This is a genomic window from Sphingomonas sp. (assembly GCF_031361285.1).
Taxonomy (GTDB): Bacteria; Pseudomonadota; Alphaproteobacteria; order Sphingomonadales; family Sphingomonadaceae; genus Sphingomicrobium.
In genome coordinates this window covers 50,943-72,073 of sequence record NZ_JANMCO010000075.1, presented here as the reverse complement: position 1 = coordinate 72,073, position 21,131 = coordinate 50,943, and the positions used below count along the sequence as shown (strand labels likewise).

Annotated in this window: 21 protein-coding genes; 13 read left to right on the top strand and 8 right to left on the bottom strand. The window is 65.2% G+C overall.

The window, feature by feature from the left end; all coding sequences use genetic code 11:
• Positions 1-26 precede the first annotated feature (26 nt).
• Together RMO25_RS07910 and RMO25_RS07905 are read left to right on the top strand one after the other, a co-directional pair.
• Positions 27-1,565 carry a DUF4118 domain-containing protein gene (locus tag RMO25_RS07910; protein WP_309662059.1) on the top strand — a complete coding sequence of 513 codons (1,539 nt, stop codon included), beginning with the start codon at positions 27-29 and terminating at the stop codon, positions 1,563-1,565.
• Positions 1,555-2,244 carry a response regulator transcription factor gene (locus RMO25_RS07905; RefSeq protein ID WP_309662058.1) on the top strand — a complete coding sequence of 230 codons (690 nt, stop codon included), beginning with the start codon at positions 1,555-1,557 and terminating at the stop codon, positions 2,242-2,244. The genes RMO25_RS07910 and RMO25_RS07905 overlap by 11 nt, the downstream gene beginning before the upstream one ends.
• A gap of 26 nt (positions 2,245-2,270) precedes the next feature.
• Here RMO25_RS07905 and rplQ read toward each other — a convergent pair whose 3' ends face one another.
• Complete coding sequence (gene rplQ / locus RMO25_RS07900; RefSeq protein ID WP_309662057.1) at positions 2,271-2,690, bottom strand: 50S ribosomal protein L17; 420 nt, start codon at positions 2,688-2,690, stop codon at positions 2,271-2,273.
• Positions 2,691-2,966: 276 nt separating this feature from the next.
• Here rplQ and RMO25_RS07895 point away from each other — a divergent pair, with 276 nt between their 5' ends.
• Positions 2,967-5,834: an insulinase family protein gene (locus tag RMO25_RS07895; protein ID WP_309662056.1), complete on the top strand. Its 2,868-nt coding sequence runs from the start codon at positions 2,967-2,969 to the stop codon at positions 5,832-5,834.
• Positions 5,835-5,944: 110 nt separating this feature from the next.
• Positions 5,945-6,187: a hypothetical protein gene (locus RMO25_RS07890; RefSeq protein WP_309662055.1), complete on the top strand. Its 243-nt coding sequence runs from the start codon at positions 5,945-5,947 to the stop codon at positions 6,185-6,187.
• Here the strand turns inward: RMO25_RS07890 and RMO25_RS07885 are convergent.
• Together RMO25_RS07885 and RMO25_RS07880 are read right to left on the bottom strand one after the other, a co-directional pair.
• Complete coding sequence (locus RMO25_RS07885; protein ID WP_309662054.1) at positions 6,184-7,146, bottom strand: hypothetical protein; 963 nt, start codon at positions 7,144-7,146, stop codon at positions 6,184-6,186. The two genes, RMO25_RS07890 and RMO25_RS07885, sit on opposite strands and share 4 nt — an antisense overlap.
• Positions 7,147-8,195: 1,049 nt before the next feature.
• Positions 8,196-8,375, bottom strand: coding sequence for a hypothetical protein (locus RMO25_RS07880; protein ID WP_309662053.1), 180 nt, complete (start codon positions 8,373-8,375; stop codon positions 8,196-8,198).
• Between the two features lie 303 nt (positions 8,376-8,678).
• Here RMO25_RS07880 and RMO25_RS07875 point away from each other — a divergent pair, with 303 nt between their 5' ends.
• Entirely contained in the window at positions 8,679-8,981 is a 303-nt protein-coding gene (locus RMO25_RS07875) for a type II toxin-antitoxin system Phd/YefM family antitoxin (protein WP_309662052.1), read from the top strand.
• A gap of 157 nt (positions 8,982-9,138) precedes the next feature.
• Entirely contained in the window at positions 9,139-9,384 is a 246-nt protein-coding gene (locus RMO25_RS07870; RefSeq protein ID WP_309662051.1) for a hypothetical protein, read from the top strand.
• Positions 9,385-9,457: 73 nt separating this feature from the next.
• On the opposite strand, the gene RMO25_RS07865 is transcribed toward RMO25_RS07870, so the two are convergent.
• From RMO25_RS07865 to rpsM, 3 genes are all read right to left on the bottom strand, one after another.
• Complete coding sequence (locus tag RMO25_RS07865) at positions 9,458-10,525, bottom strand: DNA-directed RNA polymerase subunit alpha (protein ID WP_309662050.1); 1,068 nt, start codon at positions 10,523-10,525, stop codon at positions 9,458-9,460.
• 131 nt (positions 10,526-10,656) lie between these two features.
• Entirely contained in the window at positions 10,657-11,046 is a 390-nt protein-coding gene (gene rpsK / locus RMO25_RS07860; RefSeq protein ID WP_309662049.1) for a 30S ribosomal protein S11, read from the bottom strand.
• Between the two features lie 48 nt (positions 11,047-11,094).
• Positions 11,095-11,466, bottom strand: a complete 372-nt coding sequence (gene rpsM, locus RMO25_RS07855) for a 30S ribosomal protein S13 (protein ID WP_309662048.1) — start codon at positions 11,464-11,466, stop codon at positions 11,095-11,097.
• 216 nt (positions 11,467-11,682) lie between these two features.
• Between rpsM and RMO25_RS07850 the strand changes: the two genes are divergently transcribed.
• From RMO25_RS07850 to RMO25_RS07825, 6 genes are all read left to right on the top strand, one after another.
• Entirely contained in the window at positions 11,683-12,606 is a 924-nt protein-coding gene (locus tag RMO25_RS07850) for a bifunctional riboflavin kinase/FAD synthetase (protein ID WP_309662047.1), read from the top strand.
• Between the two features lie 160 nt (positions 12,607-12,766).
• A complete protein-coding gene (gene ileS / locus RMO25_RS07845; protein WP_309662046.1) occupies positions 12,767-15,661 on the top strand; it encodes an isoleucine--tRNA ligase in 2,895 nt (964 codons plus the stop codon).
• 132 nt (positions 15,662-15,793) lie between these two features.
• Positions 15,794-16,294 (top strand): signal peptidase II, encoded by a 501-nt coding sequence (gene lspA / locus RMO25_RS07840; protein ID WP_309662045.1) that lies wholly within the window; start codon positions 15,794-15,796, stop codon positions 16,292-16,294.
• Entirely contained in the window at positions 16,287-16,697 is a 411-nt protein-coding gene (locus RMO25_RS07835) for a DUF3035 domain-containing protein (RefSeq protein ID WP_309662044.1), read from the top strand. Before lspA ends, RMO25_RS07835 begins: the two co-directional genes overlap by 8 nt.
• Positions 16,698-16,730: 33 nt before the next feature.
• Positions 16,731-17,282: a winged helix-turn-helix domain-containing protein gene (locus RMO25_RS07830; protein WP_309662043.1), complete on the top strand. Its 552-nt coding sequence runs from the start codon at positions 16,731-16,733 to the stop codon at positions 17,280-17,282.
• A 47-nt stretch (positions 17,283-17,329) separates the two neighbouring features.
• Positions 17,330-17,692 carry a hypothetical protein gene (locus RMO25_RS07825; RefSeq protein WP_309662042.1) on the top strand — a complete coding sequence of 121 codons (363 nt, stop codon included), beginning with the start codon at positions 17,330-17,332 and terminating at the stop codon, positions 17,690-17,692.
• Here RMO25_RS07825 and RMO25_RS07820 read toward each other — a convergent pair.
• Complete coding sequence (locus tag RMO25_RS07820) at positions 17,689-18,522, bottom strand: sulfurtransferase (RefSeq protein ID WP_309662041.1); 834 nt, start codon at positions 18,520-18,522, stop codon at positions 17,689-17,691. The two genes, RMO25_RS07825 and RMO25_RS07820, sit on opposite strands and share 4 nt — an antisense overlap.
• A 109-nt stretch (positions 18,523-18,631) precedes the next feature.
• On the opposite strand from RMO25_RS07820, the gene queF reads away from it, so the two are divergent.
• Positions 18,632-19,078, top strand: coding sequence for a preQ(1) synthase (gene queF / locus RMO25_RS07815; protein WP_309662040.1), 447 nt, complete (start codon positions 18,632-18,634; stop codon positions 19,076-19,078).
• 1 nt (position 19,079) lies between these two features.
• On the opposite strand, the gene RMO25_RS07810 is transcribed toward queF, so the two are convergent.
• Positions 19,080-21,128, bottom strand: coding sequence for an OPT family oligopeptide transporter (locus RMO25_RS07810; protein ID WP_309662039.1), 2,049 nt, complete (start codon positions 21,126-21,128; stop codon positions 19,080-19,082).
• Positions 21,129-21,131 lie beyond the last annotated feature (3 nt).

The following is a 21,131-nucleotide window of genomic DNA, read 5'->3' as shown; positions in this document are numbered from 1 at the left end:
GCGCCCGGGAAGCGCAGGGAACGCCCATGGCCGACCCCCCGCCATCGCCGAACAGCCCCGAACCCGTGCCGTTCGCCCTTGCCGTGCGCCGTTACGCCGAAGCGCTGATGATGGTCGCCGCCTCGACGCTGATTGGCCTGTTCGTCGCCCCGCGCTGGGGGCCGGCGTCGGTCGACCTGCTCTATTTTCCCGCTGTCCTCGCCGCAGCCGTTTTCTACGGTTTGCGCCCTGCCTTGCTCGCCGCTTTGGCCGCCGCGCTGGCTTATAATTTCTTCTTCCTCGCGCCCGTCCACACCTTCCGCATCGACCGCCCGTCCGACATTGTCACGGTGGTCATCCTGTTCCTGGTCGCGGTGGTGACCAGCCAGCTTGCCGCCTCAATCCGGACCCAGGCCCGCCTCGCCGCTGGTCACGCGGCGCGCAACGCTACCATTGCTGGATTTGCCCGCCGATTGCTGTCCTGTTCGACCGAGGCCGAAATCGGCGCGGTCGCCTGCGGCGAACTGGCGCGCCTCCTCGATTGCAACGCCGTCATGGTCAGCGGCCAGCCTCAACCTTTGGTCATCGCCCGCGATCCCGCATCGACCGCCGTTACCCCCAGCGACCTCGCCGCCGCCGCCTGGGTACTCGATGCCGGCGAACCGGCCGGTCGCGGCGTCGCGCGGATGGTCGCCGGCGAATGGCAGTTCCATCCGGTGAAATCCGAATCCGGCACCATCGCGGCGGTTGGCCTGGCGCGCGACGATGGCTTTCCGCCGGTCGCCGACGACCAGCGCGCCTTGCTCGATAATTTGCTCGATCAGGTTGCGCTGGCGCTCGACCGCGCCCGCCTCGAAGCCCAGTCGCGGCACGTCGCCGAATTGGTCGAGCGCGACCGCCTGCGCGCGGCCTTGCTATCGTCGGTCGGGCACGATTTGCGCACGCCACTGACCGCGATCATCGCCGCCGCCGCCGAACTGCGCCAGCTGGGCGATCCCGAAACGGCTTTGGTCGCCACCATCGGTGCCGAAGCGGCCAAGCTCGAACGCTACATCGCCAATCTGCTCGATATGGCGCGGATCGAAAGCGGCGCGGTCAAATTGAAGCTCGAACCGGTCGACCTGGTCGACGCGGTGTCGGCCGCGCTGCGCGACCTCAAACAGAGCCTCCACGGCCACGTCATCGACGTCGCGCTGGCCGACGATTTGCCCTTGGTCCGGGCCGACCCCGACCTCCTGCACCATTGCCTGATCAATCTGCTCGACAATGCCGGGCGGCATTCAACCCCGGCCTCGCCGATTCACATTCGCGCGACGCTCGACGCGGGCGACCTCGCATTGTCGATCGAGGACGAAGGCCCGGGGCTGCCGGATCCGAAAGCGCCGTTCGACACCTTCGCGACCATCGCCGGCTCCGACCGGAAGGGCGGCACCGGCCTCGGCCTCGCCATCGTCAAGGGCTTCGCGTCCGCCATGGGGATCATGGTCGAGGCCGGCGCCGGCCCGGCTGGCCAGGGCGCCGCCTTCACCCTGCGCTTCCCCAAGACTTTGACGCTCAGCGCCTTGGCCGTCGCCGATGCCGAATAATCCGCCCAAAATCCTGATCGTCGACGATGAGCCCCAGATTCGTACCCTGCTCAAGGCGACGCTCGCCCGCGCCGGCTATCGCGTCGTCGAAGCGGCCAATGGGCGCGAGGCCCTGAATGCCAAGGCCATCGACCGTCCCGACCTGATCCTGCTCGATCTCGGGCTGCCCGACCGCGACGGCCTCGAGCTAGTCGAAGCGTTACGCGCCGACCCGGCCAGCCGCCTGATCATCCTGTCGGCGCGCGAGCAAACCGAACAAAAAGTCGCCGCGCTCGATCTTGGCGCCGACGATTATGTGACCAAGCCGTTCGACACCGAGGAATTGCTTGCCCGCGTCCGCGCGTCGCTGCGCCAGCAGCTTGCCTCCAAGGCCGAACAACAGCGCGTCGTCGCCGGCGGCGTCACCATCGACCTGTTGAACCGGCTCGTGCTGCGCGACGGCGCCGAAGTTCATCTCACCCCCAAGGAGTGGACTGTCCTGGCGGAGCTTGCCAGTCGCCCCGGCCGGGTGCTGACCCACAGCCATTTGCTGCGCAACGCCTGGGGTCCGGCCCAGGAACGGCAGACCGAATATCTCCGCGTGGTCGTCCGCGCGCTGCGCCAAAAGCTCGAGGACATTCCGTCGCAACCGCGGCTGATCTTGAACGAACCGGGGGTCGGATACCGCCTGATCGGCTGATCATGGGGCGCTGCCAGCCGCCAGGCTCAGGCGTCGGCGAGTTCCGCGTCGCTCATCACCGGCCCGCTGTCCTGGCCCTTGGCCGAGACGTCGCGGTCGACAAATTCGATGATGGCGATCGCCGCCGCGTCCGACGCGCGGATGCCGGCTTTGATCACGCGGGTGTAGCCGCCGGCGCGCGCCTTGTAGCGTGGTCCGATGACGTCGAACAATTTGATCAGCTGGGTGTCATCCATCAGCCGGCCCTGCGCCAGCCGGCGGTTGCTCAGCCCGCCCTTCTTGGCCAGCGTCACCAGTTTCTCGACGTAGGGCCGCAGCTCCTTGGCCTTGGCGGTGGTGGTGGTGATCTGCTCGTGCTTGATCAGCGCCGCCGCCATGTTGCGAAACAAGGCGGTGCGGTGGCTGGAAGTGCGCTGCAGTTTACGATGGCCGACGCGATGGCGCATGGCTAAATCTCCGTTCGTCGGGAGCCCGTGTGAGGTAGCTCCGGCCAGGCGCTGATGCGGGGCAGCGCCAAGACCCCAAAATAAGACGGCGAGCCAGGGGCCCGCCGAACCCCCGCTCCTCAAGCCGATTTGCCGTCGCAAGTCAACCGCAGCGGACTATAGCGAGACGGCGCTCGCCGCGGTCCGAAGCCAGCCAACGACCGTTGGTCGAAAGTCGAACTTGTGGCACGCAATCAAGAAGTTAGAGTGCCGGCGCCGATTCGGAAGGGGATTTTCATGCAGTGTCAGCCATTTACGCGGGCCCGCCTGCGGGCCTGCTCGTCGGGCATCGCCGTTGCGTTGTCGCTCGCGTTCATTGCGCCGCCGGCGCTCGCCGCCGCGCCGGCGCGGGCCAACGGCTGGGGCGTCGCGCTGACCGACGTCACGCCCGACCTCGCGATCCGCTACGGCACACTGGCCAATGGCATGAAATATGCCATCCTCGCCAACGCCACGCCCAAGGGCACCGCGTCGGTGCGGCTGCATTTTGCCTTCGGTTCGATCGGCGAAGGCGAGAATGAGCGCGGCCTCGCGCATTTCATCGAACATATGGCGTTCAACGGCACCACCCACGTGCCCGAAGGCGACATGGTCAAGATCCTCGAGCGCCAGGGTCTCGCCTTCGGTCCCGACACCAATGCCCAGACCGGCTTCGATTCGACGACCTACATGCTCGACCTACCCCAGACCGACGCCGAGCATGTCGACACCGCCATGTTCCTGCTGCGCGAAGTCGCCAGCGAAGTGACGTTCGCTCCCGCCGCGGTCAATGCCGAGCGCGGCGTCATCCTCGGCGAAAAGCGCGCCCGCGACAGTTACCAGATTCGCCAACTGATCGACCTGTTGGGCTTTCAACTGCCCGCCACCCCTTACCCTAATCGCATTCCGATCGGCACCGATGCGGTGCTGAACAACGCGACCGCGGCGACGATTCACGATCTGTATCGTCGCTATTATCGGCCTGAAAACGCGACCCTGGTGTTCGTCGGCGATGCCGATCCGGCCGTGATCCAGGCGAAGATCGAGAAGGCGTTCGCCAGCTGGCAGGACAATGGCGCGGCGGGCGCGCCATTGCCGCGCGGCACGGTCGACTTCAACCGTCCCGCGTCGTTCGACAATTTCATCGACCCGGCGGTGCCGACCATTGTTGACATGAGCGTCATGCGGCCGTGGACCGACGACGTCGACACTTCGGCCGACCGCCGCCGCAAAATTGTCGAAGGCCTGGCCACTGCGATATTCAACCGGCGCCTGCAAAGACTGGCCAACGTCCCCAACTCTCCCCTCCTCGGGGCCGGTATGCTGACCCAGGACCAGAAAGACGCGGCCCGCGTTACGACCGTGAAAATCATCGCCAAGGACGGATCGTGGAAGCCAGCCGTGGCCGCCGCCGAGCAGGAAGTGCGCCGGACCCTCGACCATGGCTTCAGCGCGCGCGAGATGAAGACCCAGCTTGCCGAGACGGAATCGCAGCTCCGGACCGCCGCCGAACAGGCCAATACGCGGACCAACCAGGCGCTGGCCGGCGCCATTCTCTCGGTCATCGGTGAGAAGAAATTCGTGACGACCCCGCGCTATCGCCTCGATCAGTTCGACGCGGTCGCGCCTTCGCTCACCCCGGCCGAGGTCGACGCGGCGTTTCACGGCCTGTGGACCGGCAGCGCCCCGCTGGTCCATTTGAGCGACAAGCAGGATGTGCCGATTGCGCAACTTGCGGCGGCATTCACCGACAGCCACAAGATTGCCGTGGCCGCGCCGGCGGAAACGGCTGGGAAGGCTTTCGCCTACGACAGTTTCGGCCCGCTCGGCACCGTCGTCGCCGACCAGCGCATCGCCGACCTTGGGGTTCGCACCGTCCGCTTCGCCAATCACGTCCGGCTCAACATCAAGAAGACCGACTTCGAGGTCGGCAAGGTGCGGTTCCTGGTCCGCTTCGGCGGCGGCCTGCTCGACCTGCCGCGCGATCAGCCCGGGCTTGGCCCGATGATGTCGATCGTCTCGGGCGTTGGCGCCGTCTCCAAACATTCGCTCGAGGAATTGAAGGAGTTGACCGCCGGCAAGGTCGTCACCCTTGGCGCGGCCGTGTCCGACGACGCTTTCATCGCGACCGGGGCCACGACGCCGGCCGATCTCGGGCTGCAGATGAAGCTCAGCACCGCGTATCTGGTCGATCCGGGCTACCGACCGGAAGCGGCCAGCCAGTGGGCCAATCTTGTCCCGGTGATCGAAAAGTCGCTGTCCGAGCAGCCGCAAAATGTCGCCCAGACGCGGCTGCCGGTCCTCCTCGCCAATGGGGACGAGCGGTTTGGCCTGCCGGTCGAAGCGGTGCTGTCGAAACGCAATTTCGCCGAAGCCCGCGCGGCCTTGGCGCCGGTGATCGCGGCGGCGCCGATCGAGGTCACGATCGTCGGCGATGTAGATGAAGCCGCCGCCATTGCCGCGGTTGCCGCCAGCTTTGGCGCCCTCCCGCCCCGCCAGCCCGCCAGCGCCTATACGGCGGCGCGCAAGGTGACATTCCGCTCCGACCGTACCCCGATCAGCCTCACCCATGCCGGCCCCGCTGACCAGGCCCTCGTCCAAGCGGTGTGGCCGACCAGCGACGACCGCAATTACCGCACCGTCGTCGGCCTCGACCTGCTCAAGGACGTCCTCGATTTGATGCTGACCGCCAGCGTCCGCGAAAAGCTCGGCGACAGTTACGGCGTCAGCCTCGGCAGTACGATGTCCAGCGTCTATCCGAATTTCGGCTACCTCTCGGCCAGCGCCGTCGTCGCCCCCGGCAAGGCCGACGAAGTGCAACAGGCGTTTGCCGACGCCGCCGCCCAATTGCGCGACAAGCCGGTGACCGATGATTTGCTGGCGCGGGCCCGTAACCCGGAATTGCAGGCGCTGGACCGGGCCATGCGCGACAATGGCTTCTGGCTCGCGGCATTGGACGAGGCGCAGTCGAAGCCCGACCGGCTCAACCGGATCCGCCAGCGCCGCGCGTTGCTGACCGCCATCACCCCGGCCGACTTGCGCCAGCTGGCCGTCCTCTACCTGCAGCCGGGCAAGCTGCAGCAGGCGCGGATTGTCAGCAGCAAATTGGCCGCCCCGTCGCGCTAGCGGCGGCGCGCTGGTCGCGATTCCGCCTCGGACTCGACCTGTGGATAACTTGCGTTAAATTGCGCGGCGCGACTCGGGGGTTAACGGTCGCTTCGTTGGGAGGGACGGCCGTGGAAGGCGACATTCGCTATTATCAGCGCCGCGCGTGCGAGGAGATGCGCGCCGCGACCCGCGCCGTCACCGAGCCCGCGCGCGAGCGGCGGTTGCAACTCGTCGACCTCTACCTCCAGCGGCTGGCGGAGATGCAAGCACCAAGCCCGTTCGCCGACCGCAATAGAGCCCGGGCCTATGGCGTCAGCGGCAGCCAATCCGCCTTCGCCTGGTCCGCCACGGACGCGGATCCGCGCCACTAGTCGGGCGGACCATCCGCCGCATCCCCGCCATCAAGCCGCCGGTCGGGCGGTGTGTAGGTCAAGCCCAGCCGCTCACCCTCGCACAGATTTTCCGGCGGCGGCGGCGGCGCGACATAGTCGGGATCGCGCACCCAGCCCGGCGGCACCATCACTTCGAACCCCTCGCACCACGTCCATCCCGCCGCCGTCTGTTCCTCGCGATCGCGCTCGCCGAGCCGCTGGAGCCGTTCGATGATCCGCCCGCACGCTTCCTGATAATCCTCCTGCTCGTCCCACTTGGGATCGCCGATCCAGCCGCGCCCGCTCGCCTGCAATTCCCGCTCCTTGCCTTCGCGCGACTTCAAGACGTTGAGCGCTTCGGTGACGCTGACCTGCGGCGCCTCCTCCGACACATCGAGCAGTTCGGGGTCGAAGGCTTTTTCGGCATGGTTGATCAGCAGCATTTGCAGCCGCGCCTTGCCGGTCTCGACCGCCGCTTCCCACAACCGCCGAAACTCGGGTCGCCGGCTGCGCCGAGCATAGATGGCGTTGGTCGAAAAGCCCGCCGCCGCCGCCGCGCTGCGGACGTTCGCCCGATCGGCCAGCGCGGCAAAAAAGCGTTTCTCCGCCGCCGCCGTCCACCGCTCCGCCCCGCCGCGAACCGCCCGTGCCCCGTCCGCCCCCGGCTGCAGCACCGGCAGTCCCTCACCCTTAGTCCCTCTCCCCTCGCGGGAGAGGGACGGAAGCGCGCCGCAGGCGTGGGAGGGTGAGGGGTCGCTTTCCTCGGTTCCCTCACCCGCCACAAACGCCACCAGCGCCTCCGCCCAGGCGTCCGCAAACTCCGCATGCGCCTGTCGCCGCGCATAGGCGGTCGTATGGTCGATTCCGGCGTCCAGCGCCGCCCGCCGCGCCTCGCCCGTCCGTGCCAGCCCGCGCAGGAACGGCTTCACCCATCGGGGTGGTTTGCGTGTCTTGGTCATATTGTCTCCTAAGCCCCTCTCCCCGCCGCGGGAGAGGGCGACTCGGCGTAGCCGAGCGGGGTGAGGGCCTGTTGCGCGGAGGGTTGGCTCCCCTCAGCGAACCGCAATCATTTGCGAGTCACAACAGAATATAACCCATTTGGTATGCTGTAGGACAATGGTTTCTTTCCGGTGCGCGCCGCCGCATCTCCGCCATCGGCGGATTAACCCATTATGGCGGCTAATTATTATGGACTGCCACGGGTCCGGCGGGAACACGCCAAGCGTCCGATTCGTTGGGCTGTCGATGTTGTACCTATTGCTCATCGCCTGCCTGGCGCTTGTCGCCGTCGCCGTGTGGCGGCACCAGGTCAACCACCGCTAGTGGTAGCCTCCCACCCGTTGCGGACACCTTTCCAGCCTTCGATATTTTGCGTTCAAATGACCGATCGATGCGTCGGGCGAGCAACGAGTCTCATCCACAAGCGTTGATCAGGCGGGGCGAGGAACAACAGGGCTCATCGGGCCGTGCGCCACATTGCGCGGCTACAAAGGAGTAGGAAAATGAGGACGACCACGCTTCTAATCGGGGCGGGCGCTCTGATATTGTCGCCCGCCATGGTGCTTGCTCACCCCGGCCAAGGCGGTGGGTCAGGCGCCGGCGCCGCAATGGGTCATGGCCCAATAAGCCAACCCGCCAGTCATACTAGCCTGGGTTCAACCAACGGGTCCGGTTGGGATCATTTGAACGGACCGATCAAAGCAACGGGCCAGCCGAACCAGTCTTGCGAGACGGCCGGTTCACCGCCGGGAAGGTCCGCGAGCGCGCCGGGCTCGGCCTTTAACCCGGACGGCAAGGCTGGAACGCAATATGCCGGCGAACAGCCGCAAAACTCCCGCAACGCCGCGTCCGTTTCGCAGTACGACGTGGCCTGCGCCAATCAGACGCATTAGTCCCTGAACGCATCGCCGGGGTGTTCGCAGCTGCACGAAGGCGAACACCCCGCATGACGGTTCCCGAAATTGTCGGCGATCCCGTGGCGGGGTCAGTTCGAAATTTCGGCCAGCGCTTATAATATTTGGTCGATCAAAAAGAGACTGCCGGCCAGGGCCGCCAGGCCAATCAGCAAGCGCAAAAGAACGCTTTCGCCGCCAAGCCGGACACCAACCGCAATGGATCCGATCAAGGCCAGGAAAAACAGGAAAATGCCGTAGCCGGTGGCAACCAGCGCCTGAAACCATGCAACCATAGGGGCAGATTAGCCTGTCCGCGGCTTATTGAAAGAGCTGCCTAGGCCGACCGGCGCTTGTCCCCTTCAGGTGTGGAACGGCACGCATACTATAGCGACACCAAGCACATAGGAAAAAGGGCCGCCCTTTCGGACGGCTCTTCTTGTTTCTGATCCGGCTCGAAGTAGCACTTCGATCGAAAGGCGTTACCCCAGAATTTCCTGCTCGAGCCTTTGCTTCAATATCTTGACTATCCGTATAATCCGTATTATCTGTCTTTTGCGACTTTCGGAGACGACGGTAGTCTGCCTGTCCCGGCAGCATTGAAGGTCGAGGTAACAATGATGACGGATAACCTGTTGACGGTCCCGGCCAGGGAGGTCGCGAGCAAGTTTGGGTACTATACCGATGAGGCGTTGCTTCACCCGGTGGGTATCCAGCGTCACGGCACGACGCGTGTCGTGATGATCTCGCATAAAGAGTATCTCCGCCTGCTAGGCCGTGATCGTCAGGTTCTCCTCGTGAAGGACCTCGATGACGAAACCCTCGAAGCCATCCGGAATGCCGAACCCTCCGGGCGATCCAAAGCGCTCAACCACCTCATGGACGATCCCCCAACCCGCTGACGTTATCTCCTATTGCTACCTTTGGGCACGCGAAGCGGCGGACGGGCGCGATGAAGGGCTGGAGGATCGGCCGGCCGTGGTCGTTTTGGCGCAGATAATCCAGAATGGGTTGACGCAATTATTGGTCGCACCGATCACCCATTCCCCTCCCCGACAATTGGCAGAAGCGATCGAAATCCCGCCGAAGGTGAAGGCCTATCTCGGGCTTGACGAAGAACGAAGTTGGGTCGTCGTGACGGAACTCAACCGCTTCATCTGGCCCGGGCCGGACATCCGAACCGCCAAGGGGAAAGACACGCCCCTCTACGGACCAATCCCCGCGAAGCTGTTCCAACAGGTCCGTCAGGCGATCAGCGACCGAGCCGAAGCCCATCGCCTTGACATTTCGCCCCGCACCGAATGAAAAAAGGGCCGCCCTTTCGGGCGGCCCTTCTTTTCCCTGAACCGGCTCGAAGTAGTACTTCGGGACGAAGGCGTTAGCCGAGCATTTCCTGCTCGAGCTTCTTGGCCATTTCCTCGATGTTCTCGGGCGGCCAGCCGGGGATGTCCATGCCCAGCCGCAGCCCCATGCTCGCCAGCACTTCCTTGATTTCGTTCAAAGACTTGCGGCCGAAGTTGGGGGTGCGCAGCATCTCCGCTTCGGTCTTCTGGACGAGGTCGCCGATGTAGATGATGTTGTCGTTCTTCAGGCAATTGGCGCTGCGGACCGACAACTCCAGCTCGTCGACCTTCTTCAACAAATAGCGATTGAGCTGGTTGGCGTCGGCCTGGCTTTCGGCCGGCATCGCCGCGGTGCCGCCCATCATCGCCGGCGCGGCCGCACGGATCGCGCCTTCCTCGAAGTGGACGAACAATTGCAGCTGATCCTGGAGGATCCGCGCCGCATAGCCCAGGGCATCTTCGGGGCTGATGGTGCCGTCGGTTTCGATCGTCAGGGTGAGCTTGTCGTAATCAAGCTCCTGCCCGACGCGGGTATTCTCGACCTTGTAAGCGACCTGGCGGACCGGCGAGTAGAGCGCGTCGATCGGGATCAGGCCGATCGGCGCGTCGGCCGGGCGGTTGGCCTGGCTCGGCACATAGCCTTTGCCGACGTCGGCGGTGAGCTCCATGTTGAGCGTCGCGCCTTCGTCGAGGTGGCAGATGAGAAGGTCGGGGTTGGTGATCTCGATGTCGCCGGTGGCGGCGATCATGCCGGCGGTGACGTCGACCGGGCCGGTGGCGGACAGCTGGAGCCGCTTGGGACCCTCGCCTTCCATCTTGAGCGCGATCTGCTTGACGTTGAGCACGATGTCGGTGACGTCCTCGCGGACTCCGGTCAGCGACGAGAATTCATGCAGCACGCCTTCGATCTTGATCGAGGTAATCGCGGCACCCTGGAGCGACGACAGCAAGACGCGGCGCAAGCTATTGCCAAGCGTCATGCCGAAGCCGCGCTCCAATGGCTCGGCGACGAACGCGGCGCGGCGGCGGGCATCGCCCCCGATCCGGCGCTCGAGGCTGTTGGGCTTCTTGAGTTCCTGCCAGTTCTTTGCGTTGACGGCCATGTTCATCCCTTGGCAGTGCGAGGGCGGCTTGTTCGAAGCGCGACCTCTGGGTTAAGTCCTGTTCGTCTCTTCCGGCGGCCCGTTCGGGCGGCGCGCCGGCCATTCAAAGCGTCGTCATCGGACGCCCAAGATCACACGCGGCGGCGCTTGCTCGGCCGGACCCCGTTGTGCGGGATCGGCGTGACGTCGCGGATCGAAGTGATCTGGAAGCCGACCGCCTGCAGCGCCCGAAGCGCGCTTTCGCGGCCCGATCCTGGACCCTTCACTTCGACTTCCAGCGTCCGCACGCCATGGTCGGCGGCTTTCTTGCCGGCGTCCTCGGCCGCGACCTGGGCCGCATAAGGGGTCGATTTGCGCGATCCCTTAAAGCCCATCGTGCCGGCGCTCGACCAGGCAATCGCATTGCCTTGCGCGTCGGTGATGGTGATCATCGTATTGTTGAAGCTGGCGTTCACATGCGCGACGCCGGCGGTGATGTTCTTGCGCTCCCGCCGACGGAGGCGCTGGGGGGCTTGGGCCATGATATTTCGTTCCTAGAATCTCGGTGTGCTGGGAAAAGGCGAAGTGGCTTACTTCTTCTTTCCGGCGATCGCCTTGGCTTTGCCCTTGCGGGTCCGCGCGTTGGTGTGCGTGCGCTGGCCGCGGACCGGCAGGCCCTTGCGGTGGCGCAGGCCGCGGTAGCAGGCGAGATCCATCAAGCGCTTGATGTTCATCGACACTTCGCGCCGCAGATCGCCTTCGACCTTGAAGTCGGAACCGTCGATGGCTTCGCGGATGTGCAGCACTTCCTGATCCGTCAGGTCCTGGACCCGCTTTTCCGCGCCGATGCCCAATTTGTCGGTGATCTGCTTGGCGGTGCTGCGGCCGATGCCGTGGATGTAGGTGAGCGCGATTTCGACGCGCTTGTTGGTGGGTATGTTTACGCCGGCGATACGGGCCATTCTCGATCCTCTATTTAGCTCCACGGGCGGGGTTATTCCGCGCCCATCTCCTCGCTAGTCACCCCGATCCAAACGAAAAACCGACGCGCGCACGAATGCGCCGCCGGAAACCGGAAGATCGGGATGAGTTGCAAATAGGAATTGAGCCAGCGTGAGTCAAGCGCCGCCGGGGCGGCGATTGCCGGGACTGGACCAGCCCGATACAGGCGCGGGACCATGGAGCGGCTGAGCCTCGACCAACCCCTGCCCGAGCGGCTGCGCGGCAGCATTTTGGCGCTCGGCAATTTCGACGGTTTTCACCTCGGCCACCAGGCCGTCGTCGGCCGCGCTGTTGCCCGCGGCTTTCACGAGCGGCGGCCGGTCATCGTCGCCACATTTGATCCCCACCCGGTCCGCCACTTCAAGCCCGACGTGCCGCCGTTCAAGCTGACCAGCCTCGACCAGCGCCAACGCCTGTTCGCCCAGGCCGGGGCCGACGCCATGCTGGTGTTCGGCTTCGACGCCGACCTCGCCGCCACCACCGCCGAGGATTTTGTCACCCAGCTGCTGGCCAAGCGGATTGGCGCCGCGGGCGTCGTCACCGGCGACGATTTCACCTTCGGCAAAGGCCGCGGCGGCAATGTCGAGGTGCTCAAGGCGGTCGGGGCCAAGGTCGGCATCGCCGCCGAAGCGGTCGCGCCGGTGCTGCTCGACGGGGAGCGGATTTCGTCGGGGCGGATTCGCGAAGCATTGGCGGCCGGCGATCCGGGCACCGCGACGCATTTGCTCAGCCGCCCGTTCGCGGTCGCCGGCGTGGTCGAACATGGCGACGGGCGCGGGCGCGATTTGGGCTATCCGACCACGAACCTGACGCTCGGCGATTACCAGCGGCCCGCTTATGGCATTTACGCCGCCCACGTCCGGCTCGACGATGCGCGCGAGTTTGCCGCTGTCGCCAGCCTCGGCATCCGCCCGACATTCCAGCCGCCGGTCGAACTGCTCGAGGCCTGCCTGTTCGATTTCGACGAGGATTTGTACGGCCGGACGATCGAGGTCGCGCTGCACGCGTATATTCGCCCGGAAGAGAAGTTCGACGAGCTGGGTGCGCTCACCGCCCGCATGCGCGAGGATGAGGCGGCGGCGCGGAAGATGCTGGCTTGATCCTCCCCGGGACGGGGAGGTGGCAGCGCGAAGCGCTGACGAAGGGGGGCCTGCGCGTGGTGCGAAACCCCCTCCACCACGCTGCGCGCGGTCCCCCTCCCCGACCCGGGGAGGAGCTAGGCGTTTGCATCCTTGCCCCCACCCGCTAGAGCGCCGCCCAATGTCCGACGCTCCTGAAAAACCCGATTACAGGCACACCGTGTTCCTGCCCAAGACCGACTTTCCGATGAAAGCCGGGCTGCCGCAGAAGGAACCGGCGATTTTGGCGCGCTGGCAGGAGCAGGACCTGTACGGGCAGATCCGCAAGGCCCGCGCGGGCGCCGCCAAGTTCATTTTCCACGACGGTCCGCCCTACGCCAACGGCGACATCCACATCGGCCATGCGCTCAACCACACATTGAAAGACATGGTGGTGCGCACCCAGACCTTGCTCGGCAAGGACGCGCCTTACGTGCCCGGCTGGGACTGCCACGGGCTGCCGATCGAGTGGAAGATCGAGGAGCAATATCGCAAGAAGAAGCTCGACAAGGATCAGGTGCCGCTGCTCGAATTCCGCGCCGAATGCCGCGCGTATGCCCAGTATTGGGTCGACGTGCAGCGCGAGCAATTGAAGCGGCTGGGGATCAGCGCCGACTGGGACCATCCCTATCTGACCATGGCTTATTTCGCTGAAGGGACGATCGTCTCCGAATTGTTCAAGTTCGCGGCCAGCGGCCAGCTGTATCGCGGCGCCAAGCCGGTGATGTGGTCGCCGGTCGAGAAGACCGCGCTGGCCGAGGCAGAGATCGAGTATGAGGACGTGGTCTCGACCCAGATCGACGTCGCGTTCGAGATTGTAGAGAGCCCGATCCCCGAGCTGGTCGGCGCGCATGCGGTGGTGTGGACAACAACGCCGTGGACGATCCCGGTCAACCAGGCTTTGGCTTACGGGCCGAGGGTCGCGTACGAATTGCTTTATGCGAACGACGACCGCAAATATCTCGTTGCTCACGAGCTGCGAGACGATTTTCTAAAGCGAACTGGGCTTCTGGTAAAAGGGAAGTCCGGCACGCGTGATCCCATCGCTGCCGATGACATCGTCGATTGGATGGACGAACATATGTTCATCGGTTCGAAACTCGCCGGCACCATCGCCCGCCATCCGATGCATCATCTCGTCGGCTTCTTCGCCAAGCCGCGGCCGTTCCTGCCGGGCGACTTTGTCACCACCGACCAGGGCACGGGGCTGGTCCACATGGCGCCCGACCATGGCGAGGACGATTTCGAATTGTGCAAGTCGGTCGGCATCGACCCGGTGTTCGCGGTCGAGGGCGACGGCAAGTACCGCGCCGACTGGGCGTGGCTGGGCGGCGCAGATGAGCGCAGAGCCAGCGTCATCAATAATAAGTTCAACGCCCCCGACGGGCCGATCTGCAGCGACCTGCGCGACGCCGGTGCGCTGCTTGCGGCATCCGCCGATTTCAAGCACAGCTATCCGCATTCGTGGCGGTCGAAGGCCAAGGTCATTTACCGCTGCACGCCGCAATGGTTCATCACCATGGATCGGCCGCTGCCCGCCGAGCATTGCGAGAGCTTCGCCGAGCAGCGCTGGGACAATGAGGGCGGCGCGATCGCGCGCACGCCGACGCTGCGCCAGCTGGCCATGCAGGCGATCGCCGACACGCGGTTCGTGCCGGAGAAGGGCCGCAACCGTCTGGGATCGATGGTCGCCGATCGCCCGGACTGGGTGATCAGCCGCCAGCGCGCCTGGGGGGTGCCGATCGCGGTGTTCGTCGCGCGCAAATCGGGCGAGCTACTAGTCGACGCCGAGGTCAACCGGCGGATCGTCGCCGCGGTCAGCGCCGGCGGCGTCGATGCGTGGAATGACGACAATGTTGCGGGCTTCCTCGGTCCCGACCGCGATCCGGCCGATTACGAACGCCAGACCGACATTCTCGACGTGTGGTTCGACAGCGGCTGCACCCATGTCTTCACGCTCGAGAGCGGCCACTGGCCCGACCAGCGCTGGCCCGCCGATTTGTATCTCGAAGGCTCGGACCAGCACCGCGGCTGGTTCCAGTCGTCCTTGCTCGAAAGCTGCGGGACGCGCGGCCGGGCGCCCTATGACGCGGTGCTGACCCACGGCTTCACGATGGACGCCAAGGGCCTCAAAATGTCCAAGAGCCTGGGCAATACGATCAACCCGCTCGATTTGATGAAGGAGCATGGCGCCGACATCTTGCGGCTGTGGGCGCTGTCGGTCGATTTCACCGAGGACCACCGGATCGGCAAGGAAATCCTCGGCGGGGTCGCCGACCAGTATCGCAAATTGCGCAACAGTTTTCGGTACCTGCTCGGCGCGCTCGAGGGGTTCGGCGACGACGAGCGGGTGAGCGACGTGGCGGCGATGCCCGAGCTCGAACGCTACATGCTGCACCTGACGGCCGAGCTCGACGCCAAGCTGCACACCGCGGTCGATGCCTTCGATTACAACAGCTACACGCGGCTGATCGGCGATTTCGCCAACAATGATCTGTCGGCCTTCTATTTCGATATCCGCAAGGACGTCCTTTATTGCGAGGTCAATCCGGCGACCGGCACGCAAACCGCCACCCGTCGCGCTTATCGCACGGTGCTCGACACCTTGTTCCACGCGCTGGTGCGGTGGATGGCGCCGGTGCTGGTGTTCACCACCGAGGAAGTATGGGGCACGCGCTTTCCCGATGGTGGCTCGGTGCATTTGCTGGAATGGCCGGAAGTGCCGGCGGTCGCGGCCGACGATGGGCGCTGGGCGATGCTGCGCGAATTGCGCACGCAAGTGACCGAAGCGATCGAGCCGCTGCGCCGCGACAAGGTGATTGGTTCGAGCCTGGAAGCGGAAGTGACGGCGCCCGAGCTGGTGGCGTCCGCCGACGACTTGGCCGAGCTGTTCATCGTCGCGTCAGTCAAACAAGGCGATGCGGTGACGGTGGTCAAGACTGACAAGAAGAAATGCGGGCGCTGCTGGCGGTATTTGCCCGAAGTGACCGAGGACGGCGCCTTGTGCGACCGCTGTAAGGGGGTTTTACGTGGGTGAGCCGTGGCAAATCCTCCCCGGGACGGGGAGGTGGCAGCGCGAAGCGCTGACGGTGGGGGGTCTGCGCGTGGCCCGAAACCCCCTCCACCATGCTACGCATGGTTCCCCTCCCCGTCCCGGGGAGGATTTCGCTTGAAAGCCCGTTCGCTCGGCTTCTCGATCGCGGCAGTAGTGTTCGCGCTCGACCAGCTGGCCAAGTGGGTCGTCGCCGGGCCGCTCGACCTGCAAGCGGTCCGCCAGATCGTGCTGCTGCCGATTTTCAACCTGACGTGGACCGAGAATCAGGGGATTTCGCTGGGGCTGTTCAACGCCGAGACCGCCGTCGGCCGCTGGCTGCTGGTGGCGGTGACCGGGGCGATTGCCATCGCCGTCGCCATTTGGATCGGGCGCGAAAAGCAGCGCGGCGACCAGATTGCGCTCGGCATGGTGCTCGGCGGGGCCCTGGGCAATATCCTCGATCGCGCCCGGTTCGGCTATGTGGTCGACTTCGCCGACCTGCATTTTGGCGACTTCCGCCCGTTTTTGGTCTTCAATGTCGGCGACGCAGCGATTAGCATTGGCGTCGTCATCCTGTTACTGCGCGCCTTCCTCATCAAGAATGAGCGGCCCAAGGAGAATATCGAGCATGCGTAAGTTGATTCCCGCGCTCCTGCTGCTGCCGGCGTTCGGCCTGGGTGGCTGCGCCATGATGAAAGGGCGCAGTGCGGCGCCGGACGAATTCGCGGTGGTGCGCAACGCGCCGCTGATCATCCCGCCCGATTACACGCTGACGCCGCCGGCCGCCGGCACCGCCTCGGTCAGCCCGTCGGAAGCGCAGTCGCAAGCGATCGAAGCCTTGTTCGGCGGACCCGCGCCGCGCAGCAATGCCGAGACCAGCCTGCTCGAAAGCGCCGGGCGCGATCGGGCGTCGGTCGGGGCGAAGTCCAGCGCCGGCGATCCCAATACGCGGATTGTCGACAAGGGCACGGTGACCGCACAGATTCTCGCCACGGCGCAAGGGGACAGCAGTGTCGCCACGGCGCGGGCTTCGCACTAAGACAAGAGGAAACGGGGGGTAGCAACCGGACCGATGGCTGAAGACACGCTTTCCGCCCGCCTGGTCGACGTCGAATCGATGGTCGACCGGTCGCGTCGCCGTTTCGAAGAAGGCTCGCGGCTGCTCGAGGAAGCGCACCGGGCGCTGGCCGACCTCCAGCAGGCGCTGATCGGGTCGCCGACCACGCTGACCGCCGAAGACAGCGAGGAAGCGTCGTCGCGGTTGCTGGCGTCGTTGAAGGCGGCGGGCGGGGAAATGCCCGAGACACTGTGCGGCGGCCGGCTGGCGGTCGACCAGGTGCAGCGGCTGATCCGCATCGACGGTCATCCCATCGGCATCACCGAAATGGAATATCGGGTGCTCGAACTGCTCGCCTTCGCGCGCAACAATGTCGTCACCCGGGCGATGCTGTTGAAGCACCTGTATCGCCGGGCCGACGACCAGCCGCAGCCCAAGATCATCGACGTCTTCATTTCCAAGCTACGCAAGAAATTGCGGATGGCGTCGAACGGGCATGAGTTCATTGAGACCATTCCGCAGCGCGGCTGGATTTTGCGCGACCTCGAGGCCCCCTCGGACGCTTAACCCCTGAGATTTACGGTTTGTTAGCCGTCCGCGGTTACCGCCGGGGCATGCTTCATCTTGCTCCCGTTCCCTATCTCGATGACACGCCGCAGCCCTATGCCGAGGCGCTCGCGCGACTGGCGAGCATTCGCCATGCGCTGCGGCTGGTCGATCCGTTCGGCGGCGGGCCGGCTTCGGACCCCGACGAGGACGAGCAATTGGCGGCCAGCTGGAGCCAGGCGAGCAAGGCCAAAAACCGCTGTTTCGACGGCCGCACTGGCCGCACCGCGAGCGCGGCGGCGGCGGGGCTGCAAGCCATGCTGGCCGAGCGGGCGACGGGTCGCGAGCCCCATGTCGCGGCCAGTCAGCAGTTGACGGAAGAAATTCGCCTTGGCCTGGAAGACGTGTCCAAGCTGATGCGCCGCAGCTAGGCGGGTCCGATTGCCTTGGGCGTCGACGGGTCGGCGCCCCATTCGCTCCAGCTGCCATCGTACAACCGCGTTGCCCGGTTGCCGAGCAAATGCGCGGCGAAAATCAATGCATTGGCGGTAACGCCGGAGCCGCAAGTAGCGACGAACGACGCGTGCGGATCGGCCCCGGCATCGGTGAATATCCGGGCGATCTCATCGCGGCTGCGAAAGGTGCCGCCATCGTTGTAGAGCGCCGCGAACGGCAGGTTGCGCGCGCCCGGAATATGACCGGCCGCGACTCCGGGACGCGGATCGGCCTCGCTACCCTCGAAGCGGGCCGTGCTGCGCGCGTCGATCAAGGCGGTGCCGAGCCCGGCGCGGACCTCGCTCTTGCTGACCACCTCATCGGCGCGTTCCACGGCGTCGAAGCGGGCGTGGCGCGGGGCAGGCTCGCCGCTCTCCACCGGCCGCCCTTCCGCCGACCATTTCTGGAAACCGCCGTCGAGGATCGCGACCTGGCTGGCGCCAAAATGCCGCAGCATGAACCAGCCGCGGGCGGCGGTGCGCAGCGGCGAATTGTCGTAAACGACGATGCGGTCGTCGCGGTCGACGCCAAGCGCCGCCATCGCCGCGCCAAACGCGGCGGCGGCAGGCAGCATGTGCGGGGCCGGGTTGGCCTTGTCCGAAAGTTCGTCGATGTCGAGAAAGCGCGCGCCGGGGATGTGCGCGGCGAGATATTCGGTGCGGGCGTCGCGGCCACTGGAGGACATGAAAAAGCTCGAATCCACCGCGACGAGGTCGCCGGCGCCGAGATTGTCGCCAAGCCATTGCGTCGAGACCAGATCGTCCATGGGAACTCCGTCATTGCGAGCGAAGCGAAGCAATCCAGCCTCGTGCCGCTGGATTGCCGCGTCGCCGCGCTCCTCGCAATGACGATTTTCTACTGCTAGGGGCGCGGGCATGGACCCCAAGCATCTTGGCAAGAGCAGCGCGCTGCCCGCTTCACCCGACGCGGCAGTGCTCGATTATGTGCCCAACCCGCAAGCTGGCGCGCTCTATTTGGTGCGGTTCGCGGCGCCGGAATTCACGTCGCTGTGCCCGGTCACCGGGCAGCCCGACTTTGCGCATCTGGTGATCGATTATGCGCCGGGCGCAACAATCGTCGAATCCAAGAGCCTCAAGCTGTTCCTCGGTGCGTTCCGCAACCACGCCGGTTTCCACGAGGACGTGACAGTCGGCATCGGCCAGCGGCTGGTCGCGGAAATGCAGCCTGTATGGCTGCGCATCGGCGGCTATTGGTACCCGCGCGGCGGCATGCCGATCGACGTCTTCTGGCAAAGCGGCCCACCGCCCGAAGGCCTGTGGCTGCCCGACCAGGGGGTCGCTGCGTACCGCGGCCGAGGCTGACTTAGCGGAAGGCCGCCTCGGTCGGCGGGAAGGCATCGTCCGCTGGCGCCGGCGCATCCGATGCGCGCGACTTGGTCCACAAGTATAGCGCCCCAATGGCGACGGCAAAGACCACCACGCTGACCAGCATCACTGCCGAGTAAGGCGCAACCAGCCCAAACACATTGGCGCTGTCCGGCGAGCCCGCTTTCTCCGCCCCCGCGACCGCGAAAGCGTAGACGACACCCATCAGGCTCTCGCCGACGATCAGGCCGGTAGCCATCAGCACGCCCATCCGTTCGGCGAAGGCCGGGCTCTTCGATTGCAACGCCCAGCGATTGTAGAACCAGCCGAGCACCGCGCCGAAGGGGATCAGCAGATCCGCCTCGAGCGGCAAATAGATGCCCATGCCGATCGCCAGCGGCGGCAGATGGAGGCGCTTGTTGGAAAACCGCCTCAACAGTTCATCGACGATTACGGCGACGGCACCGATGATTGCACCTTCACGGATCAAGCCCCAATCGAGGCTGCTGCCGAGCACGCCCTGAGCAATCGTCGAGATGATCGCTGCCTGCGGCGCGGCCAGCGCGGTTTCCTTGGCCCCGGGCGCACCCTGGAAGGTGAAAGCCGTGTTCATGAGATCGAGAATTGGCGGAATGACGATCGCGCCGAACACGACGCCGAGGATCAGAGCCACCTGCTGCCGCCAGGGGGTCGCTTCAACCAGCTGACCGGTCTTCAGATCCTGGAGGTTGTTGTTCGAGATGGTGGCGACGCCGAATATGATTGCCGTCACGAACAAAGCGAACGCCACCAGCGCCTTGGTTTGGTCACCGCTGACCCCGGGGAATAGCGCCACGAGGATCAGGGAAATGCCCAGCACCGACAGGATGCCGACGCCTGAGATCGGGCTGTTCGACGCGCCGATCAGCCCCGCCATGTAACCGCACACTGCGGCAATCACGACGCCGGCTACCAGCGTGTAGATGATGCTGAGCGCGATGGTTAGACCAGGTGCGGCCGCGATTGGCGCCGTATTGCCGAAGGCATAAAGCAGAAGGCCGATCGGGATCATGGACAGCAAGATCGTGGCGGTGACGATGCCGATCGGGATGTCGCGCTCAGTCAGGGGCAGATCGGCCCCGCGGCCGGCCTTGCGCTCTTTGTTGGCGATCAGCGCCGAGCGAATGCCCGCGACAATCGGTCCGATGATTTTCAGCAGGGTCCAGATCGCCGCGACGCCGATGGTGCCGGCGCCGACCATGCGGGCTTTTTGCTTGAAGGCCGCGCTGACCAGCGTTTCAAGATCGCCGCCGATCTGGGCAGCGAAGGCTGCGTCCTGGGTCCAGTGGGGAACGATGAACGCCCAGGTGATCAGCATACCGATCACCATCGCGGCGCCGACCGCGACGCCAACCAGATGGCCGACGCCAATTAACGCCATCGACAGGCTGGCGGAAATGGCCGAGCCACCGGAGCCTACCTTGAAGACGCGCCCGGCCGTGTCGGTCAGCAGGCGGGTCTTGGCGACCAGGAAGTACAGCGCAGCGATGATTGTCGAAACGGCAATCAGCACCAGCCCGCGCCGGTTCTCTTCTGCGCCGCCAACCCCGCTGCCGACCTTGAGAACTTCAGCAGCGGCGACTCCTTCCGGATAGGGAAGGTCGGTTCCGGTCACGAGCGCTCGGCGCAAGGGCACCGAGTACATCACCCCAAGGATGCCGCCGATGCCAATGACGGCCACCGACAGCCAGTATGGGAAGTGGTTCCAATAGCCGATCATTATGAGGCCAGGCAGCACGAAGATGATCGCCGACAGCGTCCCTGCCGCCGAAGCAATCGTCTGGACGATATTGTTTTCCTGGATCGTCGAATCGCGGAAAGCTTTCAGGACCGCCATTGAAATCACGGCCGCTGGGATCGACGTCGCGAAGGTAATGCCGATCTTGAGTCCGAGATAGACGTTGGCGGCGGTGAACACGACGGTGATCAGCGCGCCGAGGACGATGCCCCTAAGCGTCAGTTCCTTGACCATGGTGCCGGCCTGTGCCGCGTCGCCCTTGCTCGCCATTCC

Coding starts and splice junctions, on each gene's coding strand:
- RMO25_RS07910 (WP_309662059.1), top strand. CDS start 27: ATGGCCGACCCCCCGCCATCGCCGAACAGCCCCGAACCCGTGCCGTTC.
- RMO25_RS07905 (WP_309662058.1), top strand. CDS start 1,555: ATGCCGAATAATCCGCCCAAAATCCTGATCGTCGACGATGAGCCCCAG.
- rplQ (WP_309662057.1), bottom strand. CDS start 2,690: ATGCGCCATCGCGTCGGCCATCGTAAACTGCAGCGCACTTCCAGCCAC.
- RMO25_RS07895 (WP_309662056.1), top strand. CDS start 2,967: ATGCAGTGTCAGCCATTTACGCGGGCCCGCCTGCGGGCCTGCTCGTCG.
- RMO25_RS07885 (WP_309662054.1), bottom strand. CDS start 7,146: ATGACCAAGACACGCAAACCACCCCGATGGGTGAAGCCGTTCCTGCGC.
- RMO25_RS07880 (WP_309662053.1), bottom strand. CDS start 8,375: ATGGTTGCATGGTTTCAGGCGCTGGTTGCCACCGGCTACGGCATTTTC.
- RMO25_RS07865 (WP_309662050.1), bottom strand. CDS start 10,525: ATGGCCGTCAACGCAAAGAACTGGCAGGAACTCAAGAAGCCCAACAGC.
- rpsK (WP_309662049.1), bottom strand. CDS start 11,046: ATGGCCCAAGCCCCCCAGCGCCTCCGTCGGCGGGAGCGCAAGAACATC.
- rpsM (WP_309662048.1), bottom strand. CDS start 11,466: ATGGCCCGTATCGCCGGCGTAAACATACCCACCAACAAGCGCGTCGAA.
- RMO25_RS07850 (WP_309662047.1), top strand. CDS start 11,683: ATGGAGCGGCTGAGCCTCGACCAACCCCTGCCCGAGCGGCTGCGCGGC.
- ileS (WP_309662046.1), top strand. CDS start 12,767: ATGTCCGACGCTCCTGAAAAACCCGATTACAGGCACACCGTGTTCCTG.
- RMO25_RS07835 (WP_309662044.1), top strand. CDS start 16,287: ATGCGTAAGTTGATTCCCGCGCTCCTGCTGCTGCCGGCGTTCGGCCTG.
- RMO25_RS07830 (WP_309662043.1), top strand. CDS start 16,731: ATGGCTGAAGACACGCTTTCCGCCCGCCTGGTCGACGTCGAATCGATG.
- RMO25_RS07825 (WP_309662042.1), top strand. CDS start 17,330: ATGCTTCATCTTGCTCCCGTTCCCTATCTCGATGACACGCCGCAGCCC.
- RMO25_RS07820 (WP_309662041.1), bottom strand. CDS start 18,522: ATGGACGATCTGGTCTCGACGCAATGGCTTGGCGACAATCTCGGCGCC.
- queF (WP_309662040.1), top strand. CDS start 18,632: ATGGACCCCAAGCATCTTGGCAAGAGCAGCGCGCTGCCCGCTTCACCC.
- RMO25_RS07810 (WP_309662039.1), bottom strand. CDS start 21,128: ATGGCGAGCAAGGGCGACGCGGCACAGGCCGGCACCATGGTCAAGGAA.